This is a genomic window from Prochlorococcus sp. RS04, from assembly GCF_001989455.1.
In the GTDB taxonomy this organism is placed as follows: domain Bacteria; phylum Cyanobacteriota; class Cyanobacteriia; order PCC-6307; family Cyanobiaceae; genus Prochlorococcus_A.
Window position 1 is genome coordinate 1,321,849 of the sequence record NZ_CP018346.1, and the last position, 19,282, is coordinate 1,341,130.

Sequence of the window (19,282 nt, forward strand, 5' to 3'; positions counted from 1 at the left end):
TCCTAACTTACAGAGTATTTAAAGATAATATTTTTTAGCTATGATGCGGATCGAGCGCGCCCAGTAGTTGACCATTCTTTTAGTAAATTAATTTGCTCCTTAGCTGTTCTGGATAAAGGAACTAATTCAGAAACTGCTTTTATTAAATCTTTCTCCATTAGTTCTCTATTTTCAGAGAATGAAATGTGCATCCCCTCTATCACTGCTTGTTCAAGTTCTGCACCTGAGAATCCATCTGTTCTATCGATGATAGTGGAAAGAGGAAACTTGTAACTTGGTCTTCTTTTTTTTAAATGCAAATCCAAAATACTTAATCTTTCTTCAGAATTCGGTAAATCAAGAAAAAATATCTCATCAAATCTACCTTTTCTTAATAATTCAGCAGGAAGCTTATCTATAGCATTAGCTGTAGCTATGACAAATACAGCGGATTCTTTTTCAGCCATCCAAGTTAGTAAACTTGCCAAAACCCTTTGACTTGTTCCTCCATCACTTCTAGCATCGCCACCAAAGCCCTTGTCAATTTCATCGATCCAAAGGATACAAGGAGACATGGCCTCAGCTCTTGAAATTGTTTCTCTAGTTCTTGCTTCGCTTGAACCAACGAGGCTAGAAAACAGTCTCCCAACATCTAACCTAAGCAGCGGCATCGACCAACTCTTAGAAATTGATTTTGCGGTAAGCGATTTCCCTGTCCCTTGTGCTCCGACGAGTAAGACTCCCTTGGGAATAGGTAATCCATAATCTCTAGCTTCTTTAGAAAAGGCCCTGTATCTTTGATTAAGCCAAACTTTTAAAACATTTAAACCACCAATATCATCTTGACCCGATTTAGCCTCGAAAAATTCTAAAATTTCACTTCTTGCGATCACTTGTTTTTTCTCTTCAAGAATATCTTTAATATCTTCTTTACTTATTTTTCCTCTTTGAGCAAGAGCCTTTGCAGTGACTTGCTTTACTTTTGTTTCAGTAAGTCCGCTTGAGGCTATAGAAAGTTCGTTTAAGTCTTGTTCCTCAAGATTTGAATTGGTATTAATAGCAATTTTTTTTATTAGATTTTTTAATTCTTTTTGATCAGGTAAAGGTAGATTTACAATTGTCATTAATTCATCCAGCTCTTCTGATGATGGAAATATATGAGAACTAATAATTAAATTATGACTAGTCTTCTTAAGCGTTGAAGATAGTTCTTTAATAGTTCTATTGATAGATGGATCTTCATAAAATTTATGAAAATCTTTTACTAACAAAATAGTAGAGACTTCAGAACTTTGTTCTTTAAGCCAATTGAGCACTCCTAACGGATTATTAGAAAATTTACCTTCTTCATTTATTAATCCTTTTATACCGCTAACACAATCCCAGGAAACGAATCTTTTTATATTTAATCTTTCACAAGAAAAATTAACTAATTTTTCTAATCTTTCCTCTTCTTTAGTCCTGATCCAAATTAATGAGGTTCTTGATTTTATAAGTAATTCTAAATTTCTACACCAAGAATTCATTATTTAAGATTAAGACTATTTTTTGCTGTTAGGTTCGAAAGGTAATCTTTTTTCTGAGATAGTTGAAGCTGAAGTTGTTATTACTTCATTTTTTGCTAATAATTGTTGATCCAAAATTTTCTGTAGATTCTCAGGGAGAGCTTCTTTATTGAGTAGAAAAGTCTGAAATGCCTGGAAAATATTTGCAACAACCATGTATAGCAAGACTCCAGCTGGTAGTGGGAAAAATAAAAACATTCCAGTTATCATTACTGGTGTAATTTTATTTGCAGTTGATTGCTGTGGATTCGCAGGCATCCCCTGACTTGATAAAACTTGAGAGAGAAGTAAGGTTAATCCAAAGGCACCAACTAGTGCAGCAATATCCCAATTAATTGCCCCATCTACATAAAAACCAACTTGACCAAGAGCTTTAATAAATAAGAAACCACTTTTAGCAGCTAGACCAGGGATTTTCGCCTCAATTGTTGCATCACCAGGTTTAATTGCTGTTACTGTACCGTCTTGGGAAACTTTAAGATTTTCTGATCCTTTAGAAACCTTCCAAGTGGGGAGGAATTTAGATCCGTTGTCGTATTTAGATAGAACTTCGGAATAGCTATTGCCATTTGTTGTTTGTAGATTTATTTTTATGGATTCTTCCGTTCCCAATTTTGTTCCACTAGGAATAGTAGCTACAACAGGAAAATGTGATTTTTCTGTAATAAATATAGAGTGTCGTGGCGATTTATATGGTTTTGGATCAATAGCTGCTACTTGATCCTGAGGGACGACCTTTAGATTTATGTTGTAGGGGACATCAGCGAATGGTGAACCTCTTAAGGTCGCAAACAATGCAAATAGCACAGGCATTTGTACAATTAAAGGAAGACAACCTGCGAGGGGACTGCCAAACTCATTCATTAATTTTCCAAGTTCTTCTTGCTGTTTCTTTGGATCACCTGAAAACTTAGATTTTATTTCTGCTTGCCTTTTTTGCATTACTGGTTGGGCAATCTTCATTCTCCTTGCGCTTCTAATGGAACCAGCGCTTAGAGGAAAAAGTGCAATCCTAATTACGACTGTCAGTGCAACAATCGCTAAACCATAACTTGGGACTAAACCGTAGAAAAAATCTAGAATCGGGATAAGTAGTTTTTCAGAAATGAACCCTATCACGATATTAAAGAGAGTGTAATTTTAATAGACATTTTATTTTACAGGAAAAAAAGATTTTTGTAATTAATTTATTTAGGATTTAGTAGCAAATCCTTCTACCTCGTTGAGATTTGGTATTTGTGATCTTTTATTTATATTTTCTTCAATAAATTTTTGCTTCTCTCTGAATAAAGGTAATGATTTCATTTCAACCTTTGATCCATCGTTAAGGATAAGGACCATGTCACCATATGAACCAAATCCCCTTGGAATAGATCTTATTTCTTCAATATTACTTAATGAGACTTGTGTTTTGTTTTTGCCAAACCAGCCGCCATCAATTGTAATTCTTTTGTTTGTAATTTTATATCTCAACCACAGTGCTCTAACTATTGCGGCAAAGGTAAATGGCAAACCAAGTATAGTTATTCCCGCTAGTAGATTTATTATTAAATCACTTTTAGCAGGTCCACCTTCATAAAAGGTTTCTTCATTTATGTTAATCATTTGATTAGACGAGATTTGAACATTAAGTTTTGAAAATCTTCCAAAAGTCTGCGTTTGTCATAGCAGAAATCCCCAATTTTTAGGTTAACAAGTAACCAATATGGTTTGTGGTTGCTAATTATATGAATGTTTTTTAATAACCACTCTTGAAGGATTCTTCTTAATTTATTTCTTTCTACAGCTTTTTTTGAGACTTTTTTACTTATAGCTATTGCTACTCTAAATTTGTTTGAGGTATTTGTAACTTTATGGGTTAGGAGAATTTCTGGATTTGATCTTGCAACTTTAAATGTCATTAAATTTCCATAATATATTGTGGAATTTTTATGAATATAATTAAAAGTCCTATGACCTTTTAAACGCATATCCTTAGGTAAGGCCATTTGAATTAGAAGTTATACAGCTATTCTTTCTCTGCCTTTTTGTCTTCTGCTTTTAATAACTCTTCTACCAGTGTGAGAACGCATTCTTACTCTAAATCCTGATACACGTTTTCTTTTTCTTGAAGTTCCGCCAAAAGTTCTTTTAGTCATTTGTTTAATTATCCTTATTTAATTTATCATTTAATCGATCACTATAGTCCAGCTTCCTAAGTAATTTGAGAATGATTTCCCTTTGGGTTGCCCATATGAATGAAATTGATATAAACCTGATCTTTTGGGATTAAAGACTTTTAAGACAATTGCATAACTGTCTTTATTTGAAGGAATTGGACTGTAAGGGTAAATATCTAGTGAACGTAAGCCTGATTCATCAGTATTAATTTCGATATCAGCTGGAATGTCTTCTAAACATTTTGTTCTATTCTCAAAACCGCCAATTCTTACCTTGCAAAAACTTATTTTTTCACTTTTTAAAGTGGATTTAAAGGTTTTAGGGATTGCTAGATTAATTTTTAGGAGTTCACTTCTTCTATCAGCTGGCCTTAAGAAAAAATAAATTGTATTTCTAAATTTCTTTTTATTTTCTTTTTGAAACCACTTTAATCTTCTATACACAGAGTCTTGATTCCACTGAAATTCCAACCCTGCTTTAGCATCTTGGATTTTATTAAAAAAAGGTGTCGAAACTAAAATTGTGGGAATAACTAGAAATCTTAAAATTTTAAAATTCATGGTAAATTTCTTTGTGATTTTTAACATTAAAGGAATGGAATTTAAAGGTTGAGTTCGTGCTATTCAAATTTAAAGCAGAAAAATAATTTCACTAAGGTTAACATCTATCTGTCCTTAATTTTGCCGCGCCTTTTAAATAAGGGTGCTTTATTGAATAATTTGGTGGCAATAAAACTTGAGCCATTATTCTTATACAAAAATCAACATCATCAGATACAAACATTTGTTGGCAGTCTAAAAAGGCAACTGAATCAAGTCCATTAAATTTCCTTGCTATTGAAGCGGGGAAACATGCATCTAAATCTTTTGTCGCTGTGAATGTAATGGATAGTATGTTCGTCTTAATTAGATTGTTTCGTGAAATTAATTCATCAATTAATTCCACTACGGCAACTTCTATTTCTCTAACAGAATTACCAGATGCTGTTGTAGCACCTCGAATAAATGTAATTTTATAATCGTCTTTCATTTTTTCAAACATATCGATTTAAGGCTTGTATAACCAAAGTATTTTATTAGATGAATCAAACTCAAAAAAGATATTATTGATAATTTTCTCAATTATTCTACTTCCAGGAATTAGTCCAAGTATTTTTTTCTTCTTCTTCCCAAATGTTAAGGGTTGAATTTTAGGATCAATATTAACCATTTCTGCAGCTAGCTCCCTTGCAACAAATTCATCTCCAACCTTATCAACAAGACCAAGTTTGAGTGCTTGTGTTCCAGTGAAAATTCTTCCATCAGCAAATTTTCTTACTTCTTCAACAGATAAATTCCTTCCTTCAGCAACAGCTTCAGTAAATTGATTGTAACTTTCATCTATAAGTCCTTGGAGTAGATTTCTACCTTCCTCACTTAGAGGTTTATCTGGAGAAAGTATATCTTTAAATACACCGCTTTTAACAGTCTCAAATTTGATGCCGATTTTATCTAATAATTCAGATAAATTATTTCCTCTTATAATCACACCAATAGATCCTGTAATTGTTCCTGGATTAGCAACTATTTTGTCAGATGCAACACCAATGTAAACACCTCCTGATGCTGAGACGTTCCCAAAACTAGAAATGACTTTACATCCTTTATCTTTAAGTCTTTTAATAGCAGAATATATTTCTTGGCTATCCCCAACAGTACCCCCTGGAGAATCAATTCTCACGATTAAAGCAGGAAATTCTCTATCTTCAATTTGTTTAAGAGCTTTAAGGACTGAAACTCTTGTTGAACCTGTAATAGGCTCATCGATTACTATACGAGCTAATCTTTTTTTTGACTTTCGTCTAAAAGGCCAAATCATTTTTTAAGGTAAATTCATAAAACTACTTTAAAAAGACTATCAGCAGACCTAATGAATTCAATCCTAAATTGGTTTTTAATGATACTCCCTTTTGCACTTTGGGGTACTTCAATGGCGGCTATGACTCCTTTAGTATCTAGTGCTGGGCCAGAGTTTGTGGCCTCTTTAAGATTACTTCCTGCAGGGATACTTGTTCTAATAACAACATATTTGTTTAAAAGAGATTTAAAAATCTATAAGTGTGATTTGAAGTGGTTTTTTGTTTTTACGATTGTAGATGCCACTTTTTTTCAGTTGTTTTTAACTTATGGGATTGAAAAAACTGGAGCAGGTTTAGGTTCTGTCTTAATTGATTCTCAACCTCTTTTGGTAGCTATTTTAGCGAGAGCAATTTTTGGAAATTTAATTAATCCAGTAGGATGGTTAGGACTACTTTTTGGCTTGGGAGGAATAGTATTTTTAGGAGTTCCACAAGAAGTTTTAGGGAATTGGTGGTTGATGTCTGATAAGTCTATAAATGATGTTACTTTTAACTTCGGAGAACTTTGGATGCTTGCAGCTTCTCTCGCTATGGCATTAGGAACAATTTTAATTAGATTCACTTGTACAAAAAGTGATCCAGTGGCAGTTACAGGTTGGCATATGGTTTTAGGGAGTTTGCCCTTAATTATTAAGCACTGCTTACAATCAAATTTCACAATAATTCCAGATTGGTCAATATTTGATTGGGGACTTATGTCATTTGCAAGTATTTTTGGTGGAGCAATAGCATATGGATTGTTTTTCTACTTTGCTAATAATAAAGAAATAACTGGATTTAGCACTCTTGCATTTTTAACACCTGTATTTGCTCTTCTCAGTGGAGGTGTTTGGTTAGATGAAAGACTCACTATTGTGCAGTGGATAGGAGTGGTGTTTGTTCTTATCTCGGTATTTTTTGTTAGCCAGAGAAAGAGTTTATGGGAAAATAAATTTTCTGATACTACTATTTAATTAGTAACTTTTTGTAAAAAGTCCAATAATGCGAATAGTTTTGATTAGTACTCCAATAGGGTTCTTAGGTAGTGGTAAAGGTGGTGGAGTTGAATTAACTTTAAATTCTTTAGTTTCAGGTTTAATTTCTTTAGGCCATTCTGTTGAGGTTGTAGCTCCAAAAAATTCTAAGTTACATGAAAGTAATGTAAAAGCAAAATTACACTTTGTGGAAGGTGAAGATCAAATTAGTTGGCAGCATCAAAATTATAATTCTCCCGTGATTATCCCTGACAATTCTCTTTTAGCAGGAATGCTTGAAAAGGGAGTAGATATCGCTAAACATGCAGATGTGTTGTTGAACATGTCCTATGATTGGTTGCCTATCTGGATGACTCTAAATTTAGAGATGCCCATTGCACATATTATTAGTATGGGTTCTGAAAGTTCAGTAATTAATAATTTAATCTCTAAGGTATATGCTAGATATCCAAATAATTTTGCTTTTCATTCCAAAATCCAAGCTAGTGATTATCCATTCATAAAAAAACCAACAATTATTGGTAATGGGTTTAATTTAGATAATTATATTTTTCAAGATTCAGATAAGGGACCGTTGGCATGGGTTGGAAGAGTGGCTCCTGAGAAAGGTTTGGAGGATGCAGTTTATGTGGCAAATCAACTTGGCGAAAAATTAAAAGTTTGGGGATTTATAGAAGATGAGATTTATGCCTCAAAGATAGAAAAAACATTCCCTCAAGGAGCTATAGATTGGATGGGATTTTTATCGACAGATGTATTACAAAAAGAACTTGGTAAATGTAGAGTTTTGCTAAATACTCCGAAATGGAATGAGGCATATGGGAACGTTATTGTTGAAGCTTTAGCATGTGGTGTGCCAGTTGTAGCTTATAAAAGGGGAGGGCCTAGTGAAATTATTCAGCATGGCCAAACAGGTTATCTTGCGGATCCTGATGATAAAAATAATATGCTTTCTTATGTAGAGATTATTGAAAATATAAAGCGTCATAAATGTAGAGAATGGGTAGAAAAAAATGCCTCCGCAGATATATTTGCTAACAAGGTTGTGAACTGGCTTAATAAGGTAATGCATGAATATAAATAATATAAATGATTCTTCTTAACTCAAAAAAAAGGCTCATAACCTTACTAATAATTTTAGTTTGCGGGATCATTATATTTTTCTTAGGTTTAGGCACTACAGGATTGGTAGACGAAACTCCCCCTTTATTTGCCGCTGCAGCACGGGCAATGAGTGAATCTGGTGATTGGTTAACTCCAAAAGTTAATGGAATATTCCGTTTTGATAAGCCTCCACTGATATATTGGCTAATGGGTTTTTTTTATTCATTACCGAAAAACGAAATCTGGGATAGCTTCGGGACTCTCTCAGCAAGACTCCCTTCAGCTTTGGCATCATTATTTTTGATGTTGATGATTGGAGATACGTTGTTTTGTTGGCCACAGAAGAGTAATAGGCAATTCCTGACTCCAATAGTTGCATCATTAGGATTTGCACTTTCTCCATTAATAATTATTTGGAGTAGAACTGCTGTGAGTGATGCACTTTTAACTGGAATTTTAGGGATTAGCCTGCTTTTGTTTTGGAGAAGAATGGCAAGTGAAAATAATGATCAATGCATTTCAGCTTGGGTATTTTTAGGTTTTGCAATTTTAGTGAAAGGACCTGTTGCATTCGTTTTGGCATTATTGACTATTACGTCTTTCTTGTTTTGTCAGAAGAATTGGAAAAAGTTGCTCAGTAAGATAAAACCTAAAAAAGGTTTTTTAATAACAACGCTAATAAGTGTTCCATGGTACATATTAGAACTTCTAAAAGAGGGAAAGCCTTTTTGGGATAGTTTTTTTGATTACCATAATTTTCAAAGATATACCTCAGTTGTAAATAATCATGCAGAACCGTTTTGGTTTTTTCTTTACATAATGATATTGGCTTCATTACCATTCACTCCTTTTTTATATCATGGGATATTTGAAACCCTTAAGGATTTCTTTAAAAGGTCAAAAGAAAGTTGCAATGTCAATGAAACCCTTTATACATATTCTCTATGTTGGTTAACGTCAGTTTTAATCTTCTTTAGCCTTTCTGCAACGAAACTACCTAGCTATTGGCTGCCAGCAATTCCAGCGGCGGCATTGTTAACAAGTAATAGCTTTATAAGCTTAAAAAATATAAATAAAAGTTATTTATATTTCTGGATTTTTAATATTTTAATTTTGTTTGGCTTCTCAATAGCTTTCTTTTTCTCGAATATTTGGTTGAGTACGATTAATGATCCCGAAATGCCTAATCTTGCATCTGAACTTGTAAGCTCTGGGATTATTTTCAAAGCTAAATTGTTCTTCTTTTCATTCACCCTTTTTGCAATAATCTTATTTTCTTTCAAATCTAGAAATATCCTTCTTTATCTTCAAATTTTACTTTTAATTGGACAATCTTATTTGATGTCGCCAATAAGAAAATTAGCAGATACTTCAAGGCAATTACCTTTAAGGAATATCTCAAAATTAATTCTAGATATTCGCGAGGGAAGGGAAACTTTAGCAATGATCGGGATCAGGAAACCTTCATTACATTATTATTCGAGACAAATAGTTTTTTATGAACCAAGTACTGAAGAGGGATTAATTAATCTGTCAGAAAGGCTAAATACTGATAGAAGAGAGAATTATGAGGATCAACCTGATTATGAATATAAATCTCTATTGGTAGTAATAGATGAATACTCCACCCGCCAACAGCAATGGTCAAAAATTAATCATCAAAAATTGGGCAAATTTGGGATTTATAATTTATGGCGAATTCAAAAAAGTGATTTAAATAAGTATGCGAGATTACTAGTTAAAAGTGGTTATAAATCTGACTGGGAAAACAGAAAAGTTGAAAAATTTTAACAGAGCTTTTTTTTAAGGAGGGCATTTTTTAAATCATCAATGCTGCACTTGCTTGGGATGTCAATTTTATTTAGATCTTCCATTAATTCGAGATCGATGACAGAATCTTCGGCTAAAAAACTAAAAACTTCATTAATGCTTATTCCCATATCTTGAGCCATCTCTGAGATGAGCCTTAAAGTATCCCTTCTCACAGAAATCCTTAGATCTAAAGGAATATATTCATTTTCAGGGTTTGCTGACTTCATACACTAAATCTTAAGACATTATTTAGTTATCAGGATATAAACTTTACAATATTCATTAATCATGCATTTAGAAATAAGTTTTCATTTAAGTTGTTCCAATAAATAAATTCATAAATATTTTTAATAGAGGAATTGTGATTATTGAAATTAAGGTTGTAGTAAAAAGAATTTTTGAAGCTATTATTTGTTTCACACCATAAGCCTCTGCCATTAATATTGTGGATATTGCCGTTGGGGTTGCGGCCTGAAGAATTACTGCAGATGATTGATAGAAGTTAAAATTTAAGAATTTGCATACTAAAAAAATAATAATTGGAAGAATAAATAACTTTAATAAAATTGAAAATTTAATTTCTTCATTTAGATCCAAAATCCTCTCATTTTGATTTGTGATTATTCCAAGTCTTGTTCCCACAATTATTATTGCTAAAGCTATGACTATTCTTGCTGGAATCCAAAGATAATTGCCTAAAATTTCATCTACTTGAAAAAGATATGCAAGTAGTACACCAATAATACCTCTTGATGCAGGGCTATTTATCAATGCATTTAATAGTCCTTTGATATTTGGGATGTTATTACTTTTAGATTTTTCTTGAAGAAAAAAAGGTCCAAATATCCAAGCGAAAAGTGTTGTTCCTAAATCAAATCCAATAGTGAAATTTATAGTTGTTGAAGGTAGAAGAGCTAGCGCAATTGGTATTCCAAGAAATGATGTATTACCTATTAGGCCTGCTAACTGCAATGTGTAATTTGGAAACTTCTTCTTAAATATTGGGATTATATTTATTAAAGTTATTAAAAATCCAATTGTAGAGAATGCTAAAAATGCACTTTTAATTAGGTTTATATCTATACCTTCCTTCAATAGTAGACCCATTACACTTAATGGGATGCCAAATCTTATTAGAGGTCTTGCTATATATTTTGAGATCTTTGGATTCTTTTTACCTAGAAGAAAACCAAAGATTAAAAAAGGGATAATATTTATAAAAAGAGAGTAGATGGTATTAATTAAATATTTATTAAAGCAATATTAACTCGCCGAAGTGCAGTAAAAAGTTTTTATTATTAATTGAGAGTTTAAATTATTTTCCAGATTGCTTTTTCAGGAATTAGAGGTGATTTATATAAATTTTCTGGTTCTTTAGTCAAAACTCTCCATGTAGGGACCCTACAAGTTACGTAAGCAGGACTTTCTATTAAAACGCCTGGGTTCTCATCAAAAGTACATGTAAAACCCTCTTTCCAATATCCACCGTTATTAAAGCTTCCTTTAAACCAAACCCAGCATTTTGAAGTTTTCAAGATCAGTAAAATTTTTGTTTTATTTTAATAAACATTTAAGTAATAAATCTAAATTTTATTACTTTTAAAAAATTTTTACTGATTTTAGTTTTTTGAAAAATAAATTTTAGAAATTAATATCAATAAATTTAAGATCAGGGTAATTAAATTTGCTATCAATATTGGTGTGGAAGAAATTTTATAACCGTAAATAATCCAAGACAATACACCGATAATAAACATTATTAATGTTGTCAAAGAAACATCATCTGCTTTTTTTGTTTTTAATGTTTTTATCAATTGAGGTAGAAATGCTGCTGTTGTTAAAATTGCTGCAAAATATCCAAATATATCTACATTCATAAAAATATTTTAAAAACTATTCTTTAATTAAATCAGTTAAAAATCCTAAGGGATCTCTCATATTTGATGAATATCCAAGCACATCGTTTGAAAAAAATTTATAAATAATTTGATTTTTATCATTCAATAGAAAAGAAGCCCCTCTTTGAGGAAGGTATTCTTCATTAAGAATATAATCACTCCAATTTTGAATTATTTCATTCATATTATTTAATCTAAATGTTGCTAATTCAAATGGTCTCAAATAACCATCCCCGAAAACCTTTTTAAAAGAATTACCTGAAAAATTTAAAAATTTTAAAACATTAATTTTGTCAAATTCTGAATAGATTGCCTTGGCTTTTCGGTCGCCGGTATAACCTCTAATAACTTCTTTAATTGTTTTAAAAGAATTTATCCCTGATAACATCAAAAGCATATTAATCCAACCTCCTAAACCAATATCTAATCCTCTTGAGACTTTGAGATTATTATGGATTTGATTATCAGAAACAACTATTACATTTTCTTTGTGAAAGCCAGTAAATTTACAGAATTTTTCTTTTCCTTTTTGGTTCCCAATAGCTATTGCAAAAATATCTAAATTTTTATCTTGATTATTATCGATAAAACTTTTCAAATTTATTGCATATTCAAAGCTATCAAAATCTCCCAATAAACCAAATAAAACAATTAATTTGAATTTTTTATGCCCATTAAAGTTGAATTCTTCAATAAGATTTTTAATATCATTTTGAAATTTGTCAGTCACAATGGTTTAAATATTTTATAAATTATTCTCAAAAAAATTTTTCTTACTTTGATTAGTATAAAATTTTACATGAAAAAGTTTTTAAAGAAATTAATTTAACGATTTTAGATTTTATTATTCTAATGTAAACATTTTGAAGTTATGACCGTAGGAATTTATTACGCAACTACAACTGGAAAAACTGAAGACGTAGCTGATCGTCTTCACAACTTTATCTCTTCAGCAGAAGCACCTAAAGATGTATCTGATGTGGATGATCTTTCAGAATTTGAAGGTCTTGATGGAATTATCTGCGGGATACCTACTTGGAATACAGGTGCCGATGAAGAAAGATCGGGAACTGCATGGGATTCAATCTTGGAGGATATTGGTGAACTAAGTTTATCAGGAAAAAAAGTTGCAATTTTTGGCTTAGGAGATTCTTCTACATACACAGAAAACTATTGTGATGCAATGGAAGAACTTCATAGCTATTTCACAAAAGCAGGCGCTGAAATGGTCGGTTACGTAGATAAATCTACTTATACTTTTGATGAGTCTAAAAGTGTTATAGGAGAAAGCTTTTGTGGATTACCTCTTGATGAGGATAGTGAATCTGATTTGACCGATTCGCGACTTGAAACATGGGCTTCTCAGCTTAAGGGTGAAATCCCTTCATTGGCGTAAGCTTTCTCAGATATTACTTCCCCAATTTGTAACATTTGTTCTTTCATAATATGTTTTTTTTACATAAGTAATTAAATCTGTAAAGAACATGTAAAAACAATAGCGATAAGCAATATGCTCAATTTGCTGTTTACTTAAATCAAGTGTTACAAACTTACGGAAAATCTGATGTCACCTATGACTGGTACGCAGGGAATTCTGGTGTTGTTGGCCGTTCAGGTAAATTCATAGCTGCTCATGCAGCCCATGCAGGGTTAATGATGTTCTGGGCAGGAGCTTTTGGATTATTTGAATTGGCCCGTTACGACGCCAGTATTCCAATGGATGCTCAGAAAGCAATTGTTTTGCCTCACCTAGCGGGTATTGGAATTGGTGGCGTTGAAAATGGTGTTATTACAGAACCATATGGAATTGTTGTAATTTGCACATTACATCTAATTTTCTCAGCTGTATTGGGTGCTGGGGGATTATTACATTCCAACAAATTTGCGGGTGATCTTGGAGACTACCCAGAAAATAGTAAGCCACAAAAATTTGATTTCGAATGGGATGACCCAGATAAATTAACTTTTATTCTTGGCCATCATCTAATTTTTCTTGGGCTTGGAGCAATTATGTTTGTTGAATGGGCTCGTATTCATGGAATTTACGACCCAGTAATAGGATCTACAAGACAAGTTATTTACAATTTAGACATTGCCGCTATCTGGAATCATCAATTTGATTTCTTAAAAATTGATAGTCTGGAAGACGTTATGGGAGGACATGCTTTCCTAGCTTTCCTAGAAATAATTGGAGGTGTTTTCCATATTTGTACTAAACAATTTGGAGAATATACAGAATTTAAAGGAAAAGGATTACTTGGCGCTGAGGCGATTTTGTCATACTCAGTTGTTGGTGTTTCTTATATGGCTTTTGTTGCTGCTTTTTGGTGTGCTTCTAATACGACCATATATCCAGTTGATCTATATGGAGAACCATTAAAGCTTCAATTTGAATTCGCCCCTTATTTTACTGATACAGTAGATTTAGGTTCAGGAGCGTATAGCTCAAGAGCTTGGCTTGCTAATACTCATTTTTATTTGGGTTTCTTTTTCTTACAAGGTCATCTTTGGCACGCACTAAGAGCAATGGGATTTGACTTTAAGAAAATTGGTCAAGCTTTTGACAATATTGAAAATACAAAAATTACTCAAAACTAGTTTAATCAAACAAAAAAACCTCTCCTCTAACAGGGGAGGTTTTTTTTGTAGAATTATTTAACTTATTTAAAAAATTAATGAATAATCTAAAAGAAATTAATTGCAAAGAGATTTTTAAAAAGGCTTATGAAAATCGTTACACCTGGAAGAATGATTTTCATGGTTACCAAGGTAAATGTATTTTCTTGACTAACAATAATATTCAAAAAGGTGATTTCGTCTTAGGTAAAGACTTTAAACCAAATATTCAAAATATAGAAGATGAGAAAGTTGTTAAAAGTATTGCCTCTCAGTTATTTGAAGTGTGTATTCATAGGGTAAAGAGAGAATTTGAATCAGTGCACTCAGAAAATAATTTTAATCTACTTAAAAATTCTGAAAGTGGGATTGAAATGAGTGTTTCAGGTAAAAATCAAGGTGATAAATATAGAGTTAAAAATAACTGTATTAATATGGTCTACAGAAAAATTCATGGGACAATAATAGAAATTTTTGTAGAAGAATTTTTAGATACAGGAACAGGTTCCCTTAGTAAAAAATACAGTAGTCAACAAATTAATCCAGATACGCTTGAGACAAATTCTCAAAAATTGGAATACGAGGATGAATTTCTAAATATGGGTAAAGACGATTATTGGATATTAAATTCGAGGACAATAAAATACATAAACCAAGATAAAGAAGAAGAAACACAAAAGTTTATTTTCGAGAGTCTATGCTTATTAAATTAGGTTTTTTATTCAACTAATCTAAACCCTTTATCAAGTAGTTTTTGATATAACAGTCTTGCTCTAAAAGCTAGAATTTGCTCTTCATTTTCATTACTAATTACATGAAAATAATTATTGTCTAATTTATTTTTGCTAAAGCATACATTTGCTTCTCCTAATCTTAAAGTCCAGTTTTCTTCTTTTGCTAAATGTTGATTAGGGCCAAGATCCCAAGGACATTTTTCAGGATATTTTTCTCTTTTAGAACCCATATGATTAATTTTATCTACCCAATATTAGTAAAAATTTAAAAGTATGGCTATGAAAAATAGTTTATAACTTTTTCATAAAGTTGTAGTTTAATACTATGCGACTAAAAATTTACTCTTTGGTTGCAATTAAACAATAAAATGGATCTTTATTTAAAAAATTAAGGATATTAAGTGCTGGTTCAGTAAACTTTTTAATAATTTTTGGCTCATTAAATCCGTTCGAGATTAATACTTTTCTTACATATTTAACCCTCTGTTCTTCAGTAGATGAATACCATATATTTGGAGCTTTATGCCAAAATGCTCTGTTTGAAAAAGCAATAATAATCTTGCCATTTCTACTCAATATTCTTGCAATTTCTTTGGTTAAATTCTCTGGATATTGTAAATATTGCCATGCTGCAACCATCAAGCAATAATCAACGCTTTCTTTATCTAGAGGAATTTGTTGACTTAAATTAAAATTTTGTATCCAAAAAGAATCAAAAATTTTGTTTTTTTCAAGTTCTTGTTTGTTTAAACCATGCCCAATAACTTTTTTATATTTTTTCCCTTTAGGTAAATAACTATCCCAACTAGACATTAAATCAAGAACGGTTGAATAATTATCAATTTCTTTTTCATATAAATCTGATAGATTTTTCCGGAAGTTAGCATCTAGATGATAAACAAATTTTGGATCAGAATAAAATTCTTCATCATTACTCTCATCGAGTTTTTTTCTTTGATAATTATTTAAAACTTCCAAAACAATTATTAAGTGATGTAATTCAAATTTAGTAAATAGATTTTCATATTGTGATTTAGAAATATATTTTGCATTTAATTAATTAAAGATTTTTAAAAAAGCTAGACATCTATTAAAAAAAAGTTAAATTAATAATTAATAATTTTGTTAAGATGATTGAATTCAAAAGGAGCAAAAAAAGTAGATCTAAAAATGCCCTTTTCAATCCCTATAAAAACGGAATAAGTCAATACGATATGGCATATCTTTCATCAAAAAAAGTTTTAAAAAATAAAACTTTTAATCTACAAAATGATTTTCAAAAAGATAATTTAGCTGCATAAATATGCCTTTTATTAATGTTTCTACTTCAGCAAAAATAGAGGATAAGAAAAAATTACTTGAAGAAATTTCAATATTAGTCGCGTCTTTAACAAAGAAATCAAAAAGATTTGTTATGGCTAAGTTAGATGATAATTTAGATATGTATTTTGATGATGAAAGACCTTGTTGCTTTTTAGAAATTAAGTCAATAGGCTCTTTAAATCCTTCAGAGATGGCAAAGCAAATATCTAATTTTGTTTATGAAAAAATTGGAATTCCAATAGATAAAATTTATATTTCTTTCGAGGATGTTCCCGCTTCATTATGGGCTTGGAATGGAAAAACCTTTGGTTAAAAATTTATTATTTTAGGTACTAATTTAATGGAAATAAATAAATTAGCTGATTTAAACAGTCTTAGAACTGCTCCTCATTTAAGCAATAGTCAAGAAAAAAAACTATTAGTAGAATTACAAACTAATATTTATAATGCCGATTGGATAACAATAGGAATAATGGCACCTTCTGATGCCAAAGCTATTGAAGCACTGAAATCAATTTCTAATAAATGTTCCTCAATAAAATTTGGTAATTTAGATTCGCTTCATGCTGATGGATGTGTTTTTTTAAAAGGTAACCAAAAAACTGGTAATGTTTTTGTTAGATCTGAGAATGGTCTGGGAGAAGGAATTTTAATAACTTGCCAATATGATGAAGATGCAGAAGAATCTAATACTTTTGGACCTTTGCCATTAGATTTTTTTTCATGATTAATTTCTAATTTATGTTTATATTGGATTAAGTTTTATGCTATCCAAATACAAGATAATGCTACTCAGAAATTAGAGTTAAAAATATTTTTTGTTTTAAGCTTTGTTATTATGTTTTATGGCATTGATCTAAATTCTAAACTTCTTAAAATTTGATGTTTTTTCAGGATATAATTCAAAATTTAAATAATTTTTGGTCCAAAGAGGGTTGTTTAATTATGCAGCCATACGATACTGAAAAGGGTGCTGGTACAATGAGTCCTCATACTTTTTTGAGGGCAATAGGACCCGAACCTTGGTCTGTTGCATATGCTGAGCCATGTAGAAGACCCACAGACGGAAGATTTGGTGATAACCCTAATCGTGCACAACATTATTTTCAATATCAAGTAATAATTAAGCCTTCCCCAGATGGGATTCAAGAAAAATATTTGAAATCTCTGGAATCTCTTGGAATAAAGCCTAAAAATCATGACATAAGATTTGTTGAAGATAATTGGGAGTCGCCAACTCTTGGAGCATGGGGCGTAGGTTGGGAAGTATGGCTAGACGGAATGGAAGTTACTCAATTTACTTATTTTCAACAATGCGGGGGAGTTGATTGTCAACCAATACCAATTGAAATTACATATGGTTTAGAGAGAATTGCAATGTTTTTGCAGGATAAAGAAAGTATCTGGGACTTAAATTGGAACAAAGATCTGAAATATAGCGATATTTGGCTTCAATTTGAAAAAGGTCAATGTTCATATAATTTCTCTGAATCTAATCCTGAAAATCTCAGGAAATTATTTGAGATATATCAAGATGAAGCAAATTCATTAATTGAAAAGAAGCTTACTTACCCTGCACTTGATTATGTTTTAAAGTGTAGTCACACCTTTAATTTGCTTGATGCCAGAGGCGTAATATCCGTAACTGATCGTGCCCAATATATAGAAAAAATAAGAAAGTTAGCAAGAGAAGTTGCATCCTCTTGGATGGAAGAAAGAAATGGTTTGAATTTTCCCTTAATAAAAAACACTTTTAAATAACTATCTCAAGTTCAAAATTAAGTAACATTTGTTACTTGAAGTTGAATCTATTATGCCTACCCCAAAAGCGTGTCTCCGATAAAATTCAAATACCCATTTCTATGGGTATTTTTAGTGTGAGGTAAAATGAAACTCTTCCAACAAATGTTGGTTGCAGGTGCTTCTTTGAGTTTATTGACTCCAGTTGTTGCACAAGCATCCGATATTAGTATTGAAGAAATGAATGACTACGTACGTAGCAGCAAATCTTCAAAAAAATTTAATAGCAAAACGTTTATTAACGAAGTTAGTGACGAAATTGCAAATCTTAATGGTCCTGTTGACGGTTCAGAAGTTCAACAAAATGGATTAGAAGCTGGCAGCTTTTCTGACACAACTACACTTGATGGTAGTGCTGTTTTTGCTGCTACAGCAATAGATGGTGCTACTAAGGTGAATTCATCTGCAACAGAGAATCTGCAGACGATGTATACCTACACCATGAACTTAAATACAAGTTTTACAGGTGACGATAATCTTTATGTTCGTCTAAGAACTGGTAATGGTAAGGTCACCGGCGGATCTTTCTACGAAAAGACTGCTTTCTATCATACAGATACCTATTCAGGTGGTGTTGACGATTTTAAAGTTGATAAAATCTGGTATACAACGCCAATTGGTAGTAGTGAAAAATGGACAGCAACAATTGGTCCAAAGATTGAAAACTACTATATGTACGCCGCACCTGTCTCAATTTATAGACCAGGATTTCATAAGGCTTTCAAGTTAGGTAGTCTTAGTGGTGCATTCGGTGCAAGTACAGCTACTGGAGGTGGTGTTAAATATGTTGGGGATAATGGATTCGCTTTTAGTTCTAATTTAGTTTCTAAAGGAGCAAAAAGTTCATCTGGTTTATTAACCAATGAAGATGAGCATAAATGGGATACAATGCTCGCTTATACACAAGATCAGTATCATGTCTCTCTTTCATTGTCTCAGCAACATGAAGATTGGTCTTCATTTAGTTACTACGCAACTGACGCTGCAGTAGCTGTTGAGGAAGACTCTAATGCTACAGCTTATGCTGCAAGAGCATACTGGAGGCCAGAAGAATCAGGAAGTGCGATGCCTGAAATCTCTGTTGGTTACGATATTATCAATCTGGAAGGGCAAACAGGTAACAGTGTTAAAGAAGCAAGTAGTTACTTTGTTGGTTTAGGTTGGCCTGATATGTTCCAAGACTCTGATTACATCGGAATAGGTTTTGGTCAGCCATTAAAGGTTGATGAAACAGCTAATGGTGCAGCTGCTGATGATGCAGGCCTAAGTCCATTCTTATGGGAAGTAAGTTACTCCTTCAAGCCAAATGATTCAATAACAGTGATTCCTGCTGTATTCGGTGGAACTGATATCCAAAGTTCAACTGATCAAGATATCTTTGGAGCAGCAGTAACTACTAAGTTTAAATTCTAAATTCTAG

Annotated in this window: 26 protein-coding genes; 11 read left to right on the forward strand and 15 right to left on the reverse strand. The window is 31.9% G+C overall.

The annotated features are described in order from the left end of the window. Positions 1 to 38 precede the first annotated feature (38 nt). The 8 genes from BS621_RS07240 to sppA all read right to left on the reverse strand — a co-directional run bounded on the left by BS621_RS07240 (position 39) and on the right by sppA (position 5,561). Positions 39 to 1,505 (reverse strand): AAA family ATPase, encoded by a 1,467-nt coding sequence (locus BS621_RS07240; protein ID WP_077142342.1) that lies wholly within the window; start codon positions 1,503 to 1,505, stop codon positions 39 to 41. 15 nt (positions 1,506 to 1,520) lie between these two features. Next, positions 1,521 to 2,663: a membrane protein insertase YidC gene (gene yidC / locus BS621_RS07245; protein WP_077142343.1), complete on the reverse strand. Its 1,143-nt coding sequence runs from the start codon at positions 2,661 to 2,663 to the stop codon at positions 1,521 to 1,523. A 72-nt stretch (positions 2,664 to 2,735) separates the two neighbouring features. Beyond that, positions 2,736 to 3,149, reverse strand: coding sequence for a PH domain-containing protein (locus BS621_RS07250; RefSeq protein ID WP_025938576.1), 414 nt, complete (start codon positions 3,147 to 3,149; stop codon positions 2,736 to 2,738). Then, positions 3,146 to 3,532 carry a ribonuclease P protein component gene (locus tag BS621_RS07255; RefSeq protein ID WP_077142344.1) on the reverse strand — a complete coding sequence of 129 codons (387 nt, stop codon included), beginning with the start codon at positions 3,530 to 3,532 and terminating at the stop codon, positions 3,146 to 3,148. The genes BS621_RS07250 and BS621_RS07255 overlap by 4 nt, the downstream gene beginning before the upstream one ends. Before the next feature lie 12 nt (positions 3,533 to 3,544). Then, positions 3,545 to 3,682 (reverse strand): 50S ribosomal protein L34, encoded by a 138-nt coding sequence (gene rpmH, locus BS621_RS07260; protein WP_002808184.1) that lies wholly within the window; start codon positions 3,680 to 3,682, stop codon positions 3,545 to 3,547. A gap of 30 nt (positions 3,683 to 3,712) precedes the next feature. Further along, on the reverse strand, positions 3,713 to 4,291 hold the full coding sequence (locus BS621_RS07265) for a DUF2808 domain-containing protein (protein WP_077142345.1): 579 nt from the start codon (positions 4,289 to 4,291) through the stop codon (positions 3,713 to 3,715). A gap of 70 nt (positions 4,292 to 4,361) precedes the next feature. Then, entirely contained in the window at positions 4,362 to 4,745 is a 384-nt protein-coding gene (aroH, locus tag BS621_RS07270) for a chorismate mutase (RefSeq protein ID WP_083703270.1), read from the reverse strand. 6 nt (positions 4,746 to 4,751) lie between these two features. Continuing rightward, a complete protein-coding gene (gene sppA, locus BS621_RS07275) occupies positions 4,752 to 5,561 on the reverse strand; it encodes a signal peptide peptidase SppA (protein ID WP_077142346.1) in 810 nt (269 codons plus the stop codon). Positions 5,562 to 5,612: 51 nt separating this feature from the next. Between sppA and BS621_RS07280 the strand changes: the two genes are divergently transcribed. From BS621_RS07280 to BS621_RS07290, 3 genes are read left to right on the forward strand one after another with little or no spacing between them, the layout of a single operon-like run. After that, a complete protein-coding gene (locus BS621_RS07280) occupies positions 5,613 to 6,554 on the forward strand; it encodes a DMT family transporter (protein ID WP_077142347.1) in 942 nt (313 codons plus the stop codon). Between the two features lie 28 nt (positions 6,555 to 6,582). After that, positions 6,583 to 7,659 (forward strand): glycosyltransferase family 4 protein, encoded by a 1,077-nt coding sequence (locus tag BS621_RS07285; protein WP_077142348.1) that lies wholly within the window; start codon positions 6,583 to 6,585, stop codon positions 7,657 to 7,659. 5 nt (positions 7,660 to 7,664) lie between these two features. Then, the gene (locus BS621_RS07290; RefSeq protein WP_077142349.1) at positions 7,665 to 9,470 is read left to right on the forward strand and encodes an ArnT family glycosyltransferase; all 1,806 of its coding nucleotides are present in this window, start codon (positions 7,665 to 7,667) and stop codon (positions 9,468 to 9,470) included. Here the strand turns inward: BS621_RS07290 and BS621_RS07295 are convergent. The 5 genes from BS621_RS07295 to BS621_RS07315 all read right to left on the reverse strand — a co-directional run bounded on the left by BS621_RS07295 (position 9,467) and on the right by BS621_RS07315 (position 12,119). After that, positions 9,467 to 9,718 (reverse strand): hypothetical protein, encoded by a 252-nt coding sequence (locus tag BS621_RS07295; protein WP_025928619.1) that lies wholly within the window; start codon positions 9,716 to 9,718, stop codon positions 9,467 to 9,469. The two genes, BS621_RS07290 and BS621_RS07295, sit on opposite strands and share 4 nt — an antisense overlap. A gap of 85 nt (positions 9,719 to 9,803) precedes the next feature. Beyond that, positions 9,804 to 10,598, reverse strand: a complete 795-nt coding sequence (locus tag BS621_RS07300; RefSeq protein WP_077142350.1) for an AEC family transporter — start codon at positions 10,596 to 10,598, stop codon at positions 9,804 to 9,806. 203 nt (positions 10,599 to 10,801) lie between these two features. Further along, positions 10,802 to 11,026: a hypothetical protein gene (locus tag BS621_RS07305; RefSeq protein ID WP_077142351.1), complete on the reverse strand. Its 225-nt coding sequence runs from the start codon at positions 11,024 to 11,026 to the stop codon at positions 10,802 to 10,804. An 84-nt stretch (positions 11,027 to 11,110) separates the two neighbouring features. Beyond that, entirely contained in the window at positions 11,111 to 11,368 is a 258-nt protein-coding gene (locus BS621_RS07310; RefSeq protein ID WP_025881879.1) for a SemiSWEET family sugar transporter, read from the reverse strand. A 16-nt stretch (positions 11,369 to 11,384) separates the two neighbouring features. Further along, on the reverse strand, positions 11,385 to 12,119 hold the full coding sequence (locus tag BS621_RS07315) for an AhpC/TSA family protein (protein WP_077142352.1): 735 nt from the start codon (positions 12,117 to 12,119) through the stop codon (positions 11,385 to 11,387). Positions 12,120 to 12,260: 141 nt separating this feature from the next. On the opposite strand from BS621_RS07315, the gene fldA reads away from it, so the two are divergent. The 3 genes from fldA to BS621_RS07330 all read left to right on the forward strand — a co-directional run bounded on the left by fldA (position 12,261) and on the right by BS621_RS07330 (position 14,718). After that, complete coding sequence (gene fldA / locus BS621_RS07320; RefSeq protein ID WP_077142353.1) at positions 12,261 to 12,785, forward strand: flavodoxin FldA; 525 nt, start codon at positions 12,261 to 12,263, stop codon at positions 12,783 to 12,785. A gap of 143 nt (positions 12,786 to 12,928) precedes the next feature. After that, complete coding sequence (locus BS621_RS07325; RefSeq protein WP_077142354.1) at positions 12,929 to 13,987, forward strand: chlorophyll a/b binding light-harvesting protein; 1,059 nt, start codon at positions 12,929 to 12,931, stop codon at positions 13,985 to 13,987. 77 nt (positions 13,988 to 14,064) lie between these two features. Beyond that, a complete protein-coding gene (locus BS621_RS07330) occupies positions 14,065 to 14,718 on the forward strand; it encodes a DUF3386 domain-containing protein (protein ID WP_077142355.1) in 654 nt (217 codons plus the stop codon). A 5-nt stretch (positions 14,719 to 14,723) separates the two neighbouring features. Here BS621_RS07330 and BS621_RS07335 read toward each other — a convergent pair whose 3' ends face one another. Continuing rightward, positions 14,724 to 14,969: a hypothetical protein gene (locus tag BS621_RS07335; protein ID WP_002807817.1), complete on the reverse strand. Its 246-nt coding sequence runs from the start codon at positions 14,967 to 14,969 to the stop codon at positions 14,724 to 14,726. Between the two features lie 109 nt (positions 14,970 to 15,078). Continuing rightward, positions 15,079 to 15,717, reverse strand: coding sequence for a methyltransferase domain-containing protein (locus tag BS621_RS07340; protein WP_077142356.1), 639 nt, complete (start codon positions 15,715 to 15,717; stop codon positions 15,079 to 15,081). A 152-nt stretch (positions 15,718 to 15,869) separates the two neighbouring features. Between BS621_RS07340 and BS621_RS09535 the strand changes: the two genes are divergently transcribed. The 5 genes from BS621_RS09535 (at position 15,870) to BS621_RS07360 (ending at position 19,275) form a co-directional block, all read left to right on the forward strand. Beyond that, positions 15,870 to 16,040 carry a hypothetical protein gene (locus BS621_RS09535; RefSeq protein WP_198025635.1) on the forward strand — a complete coding sequence of 57 codons (171 nt, stop codon included), beginning with the start codon at positions 15,870 to 15,872 and terminating at the stop codon, positions 16,038 to 16,040. A 2-nt stretch (positions 16,041 to 16,042) separates the two neighbouring features. Continuing rightward, the gene (locus BS621_RS07345) at positions 16,043 to 16,375 is read left to right on the forward strand and encodes a phenylpyruvate tautomerase MIF-related protein (protein WP_077142357.1); all 333 of its coding nucleotides are present in this window, start codon (positions 16,043 to 16,045) and stop codon (positions 16,373 to 16,375) included. Positions 16,376 to 16,402: 27 nt separating this feature from the next. Further along, complete coding sequence (locus tag BS621_RS07350; RefSeq protein WP_077142358.1) at positions 16,403 to 16,789, forward strand: DUF1824 family protein; 387 nt, start codon at positions 16,403 to 16,405, stop codon at positions 16,787 to 16,789. Positions 16,790 to 16,944: 155 nt separating this feature from the next. Continuing rightward, positions 16,945 to 17,823 carry a glycine--tRNA ligase subunit alpha gene (glyQ, locus tag BS621_RS07355; RefSeq protein ID WP_077142359.1) on the forward strand — a complete coding sequence of 293 codons (879 nt, stop codon included), beginning with the start codon at positions 16,945 to 16,947 and terminating at the stop codon, positions 17,821 to 17,823. A gap of 126 nt (positions 17,824 to 17,949) precedes the next feature. Then, entirely contained in the window at positions 17,950 to 19,275 is a 1,326-nt protein-coding gene (locus BS621_RS07360; RefSeq protein WP_077142360.1) for a carbohydrate porin, read from the forward strand. Positions 19,276 to 19,282: the final 7 nt, after the last annotated feature.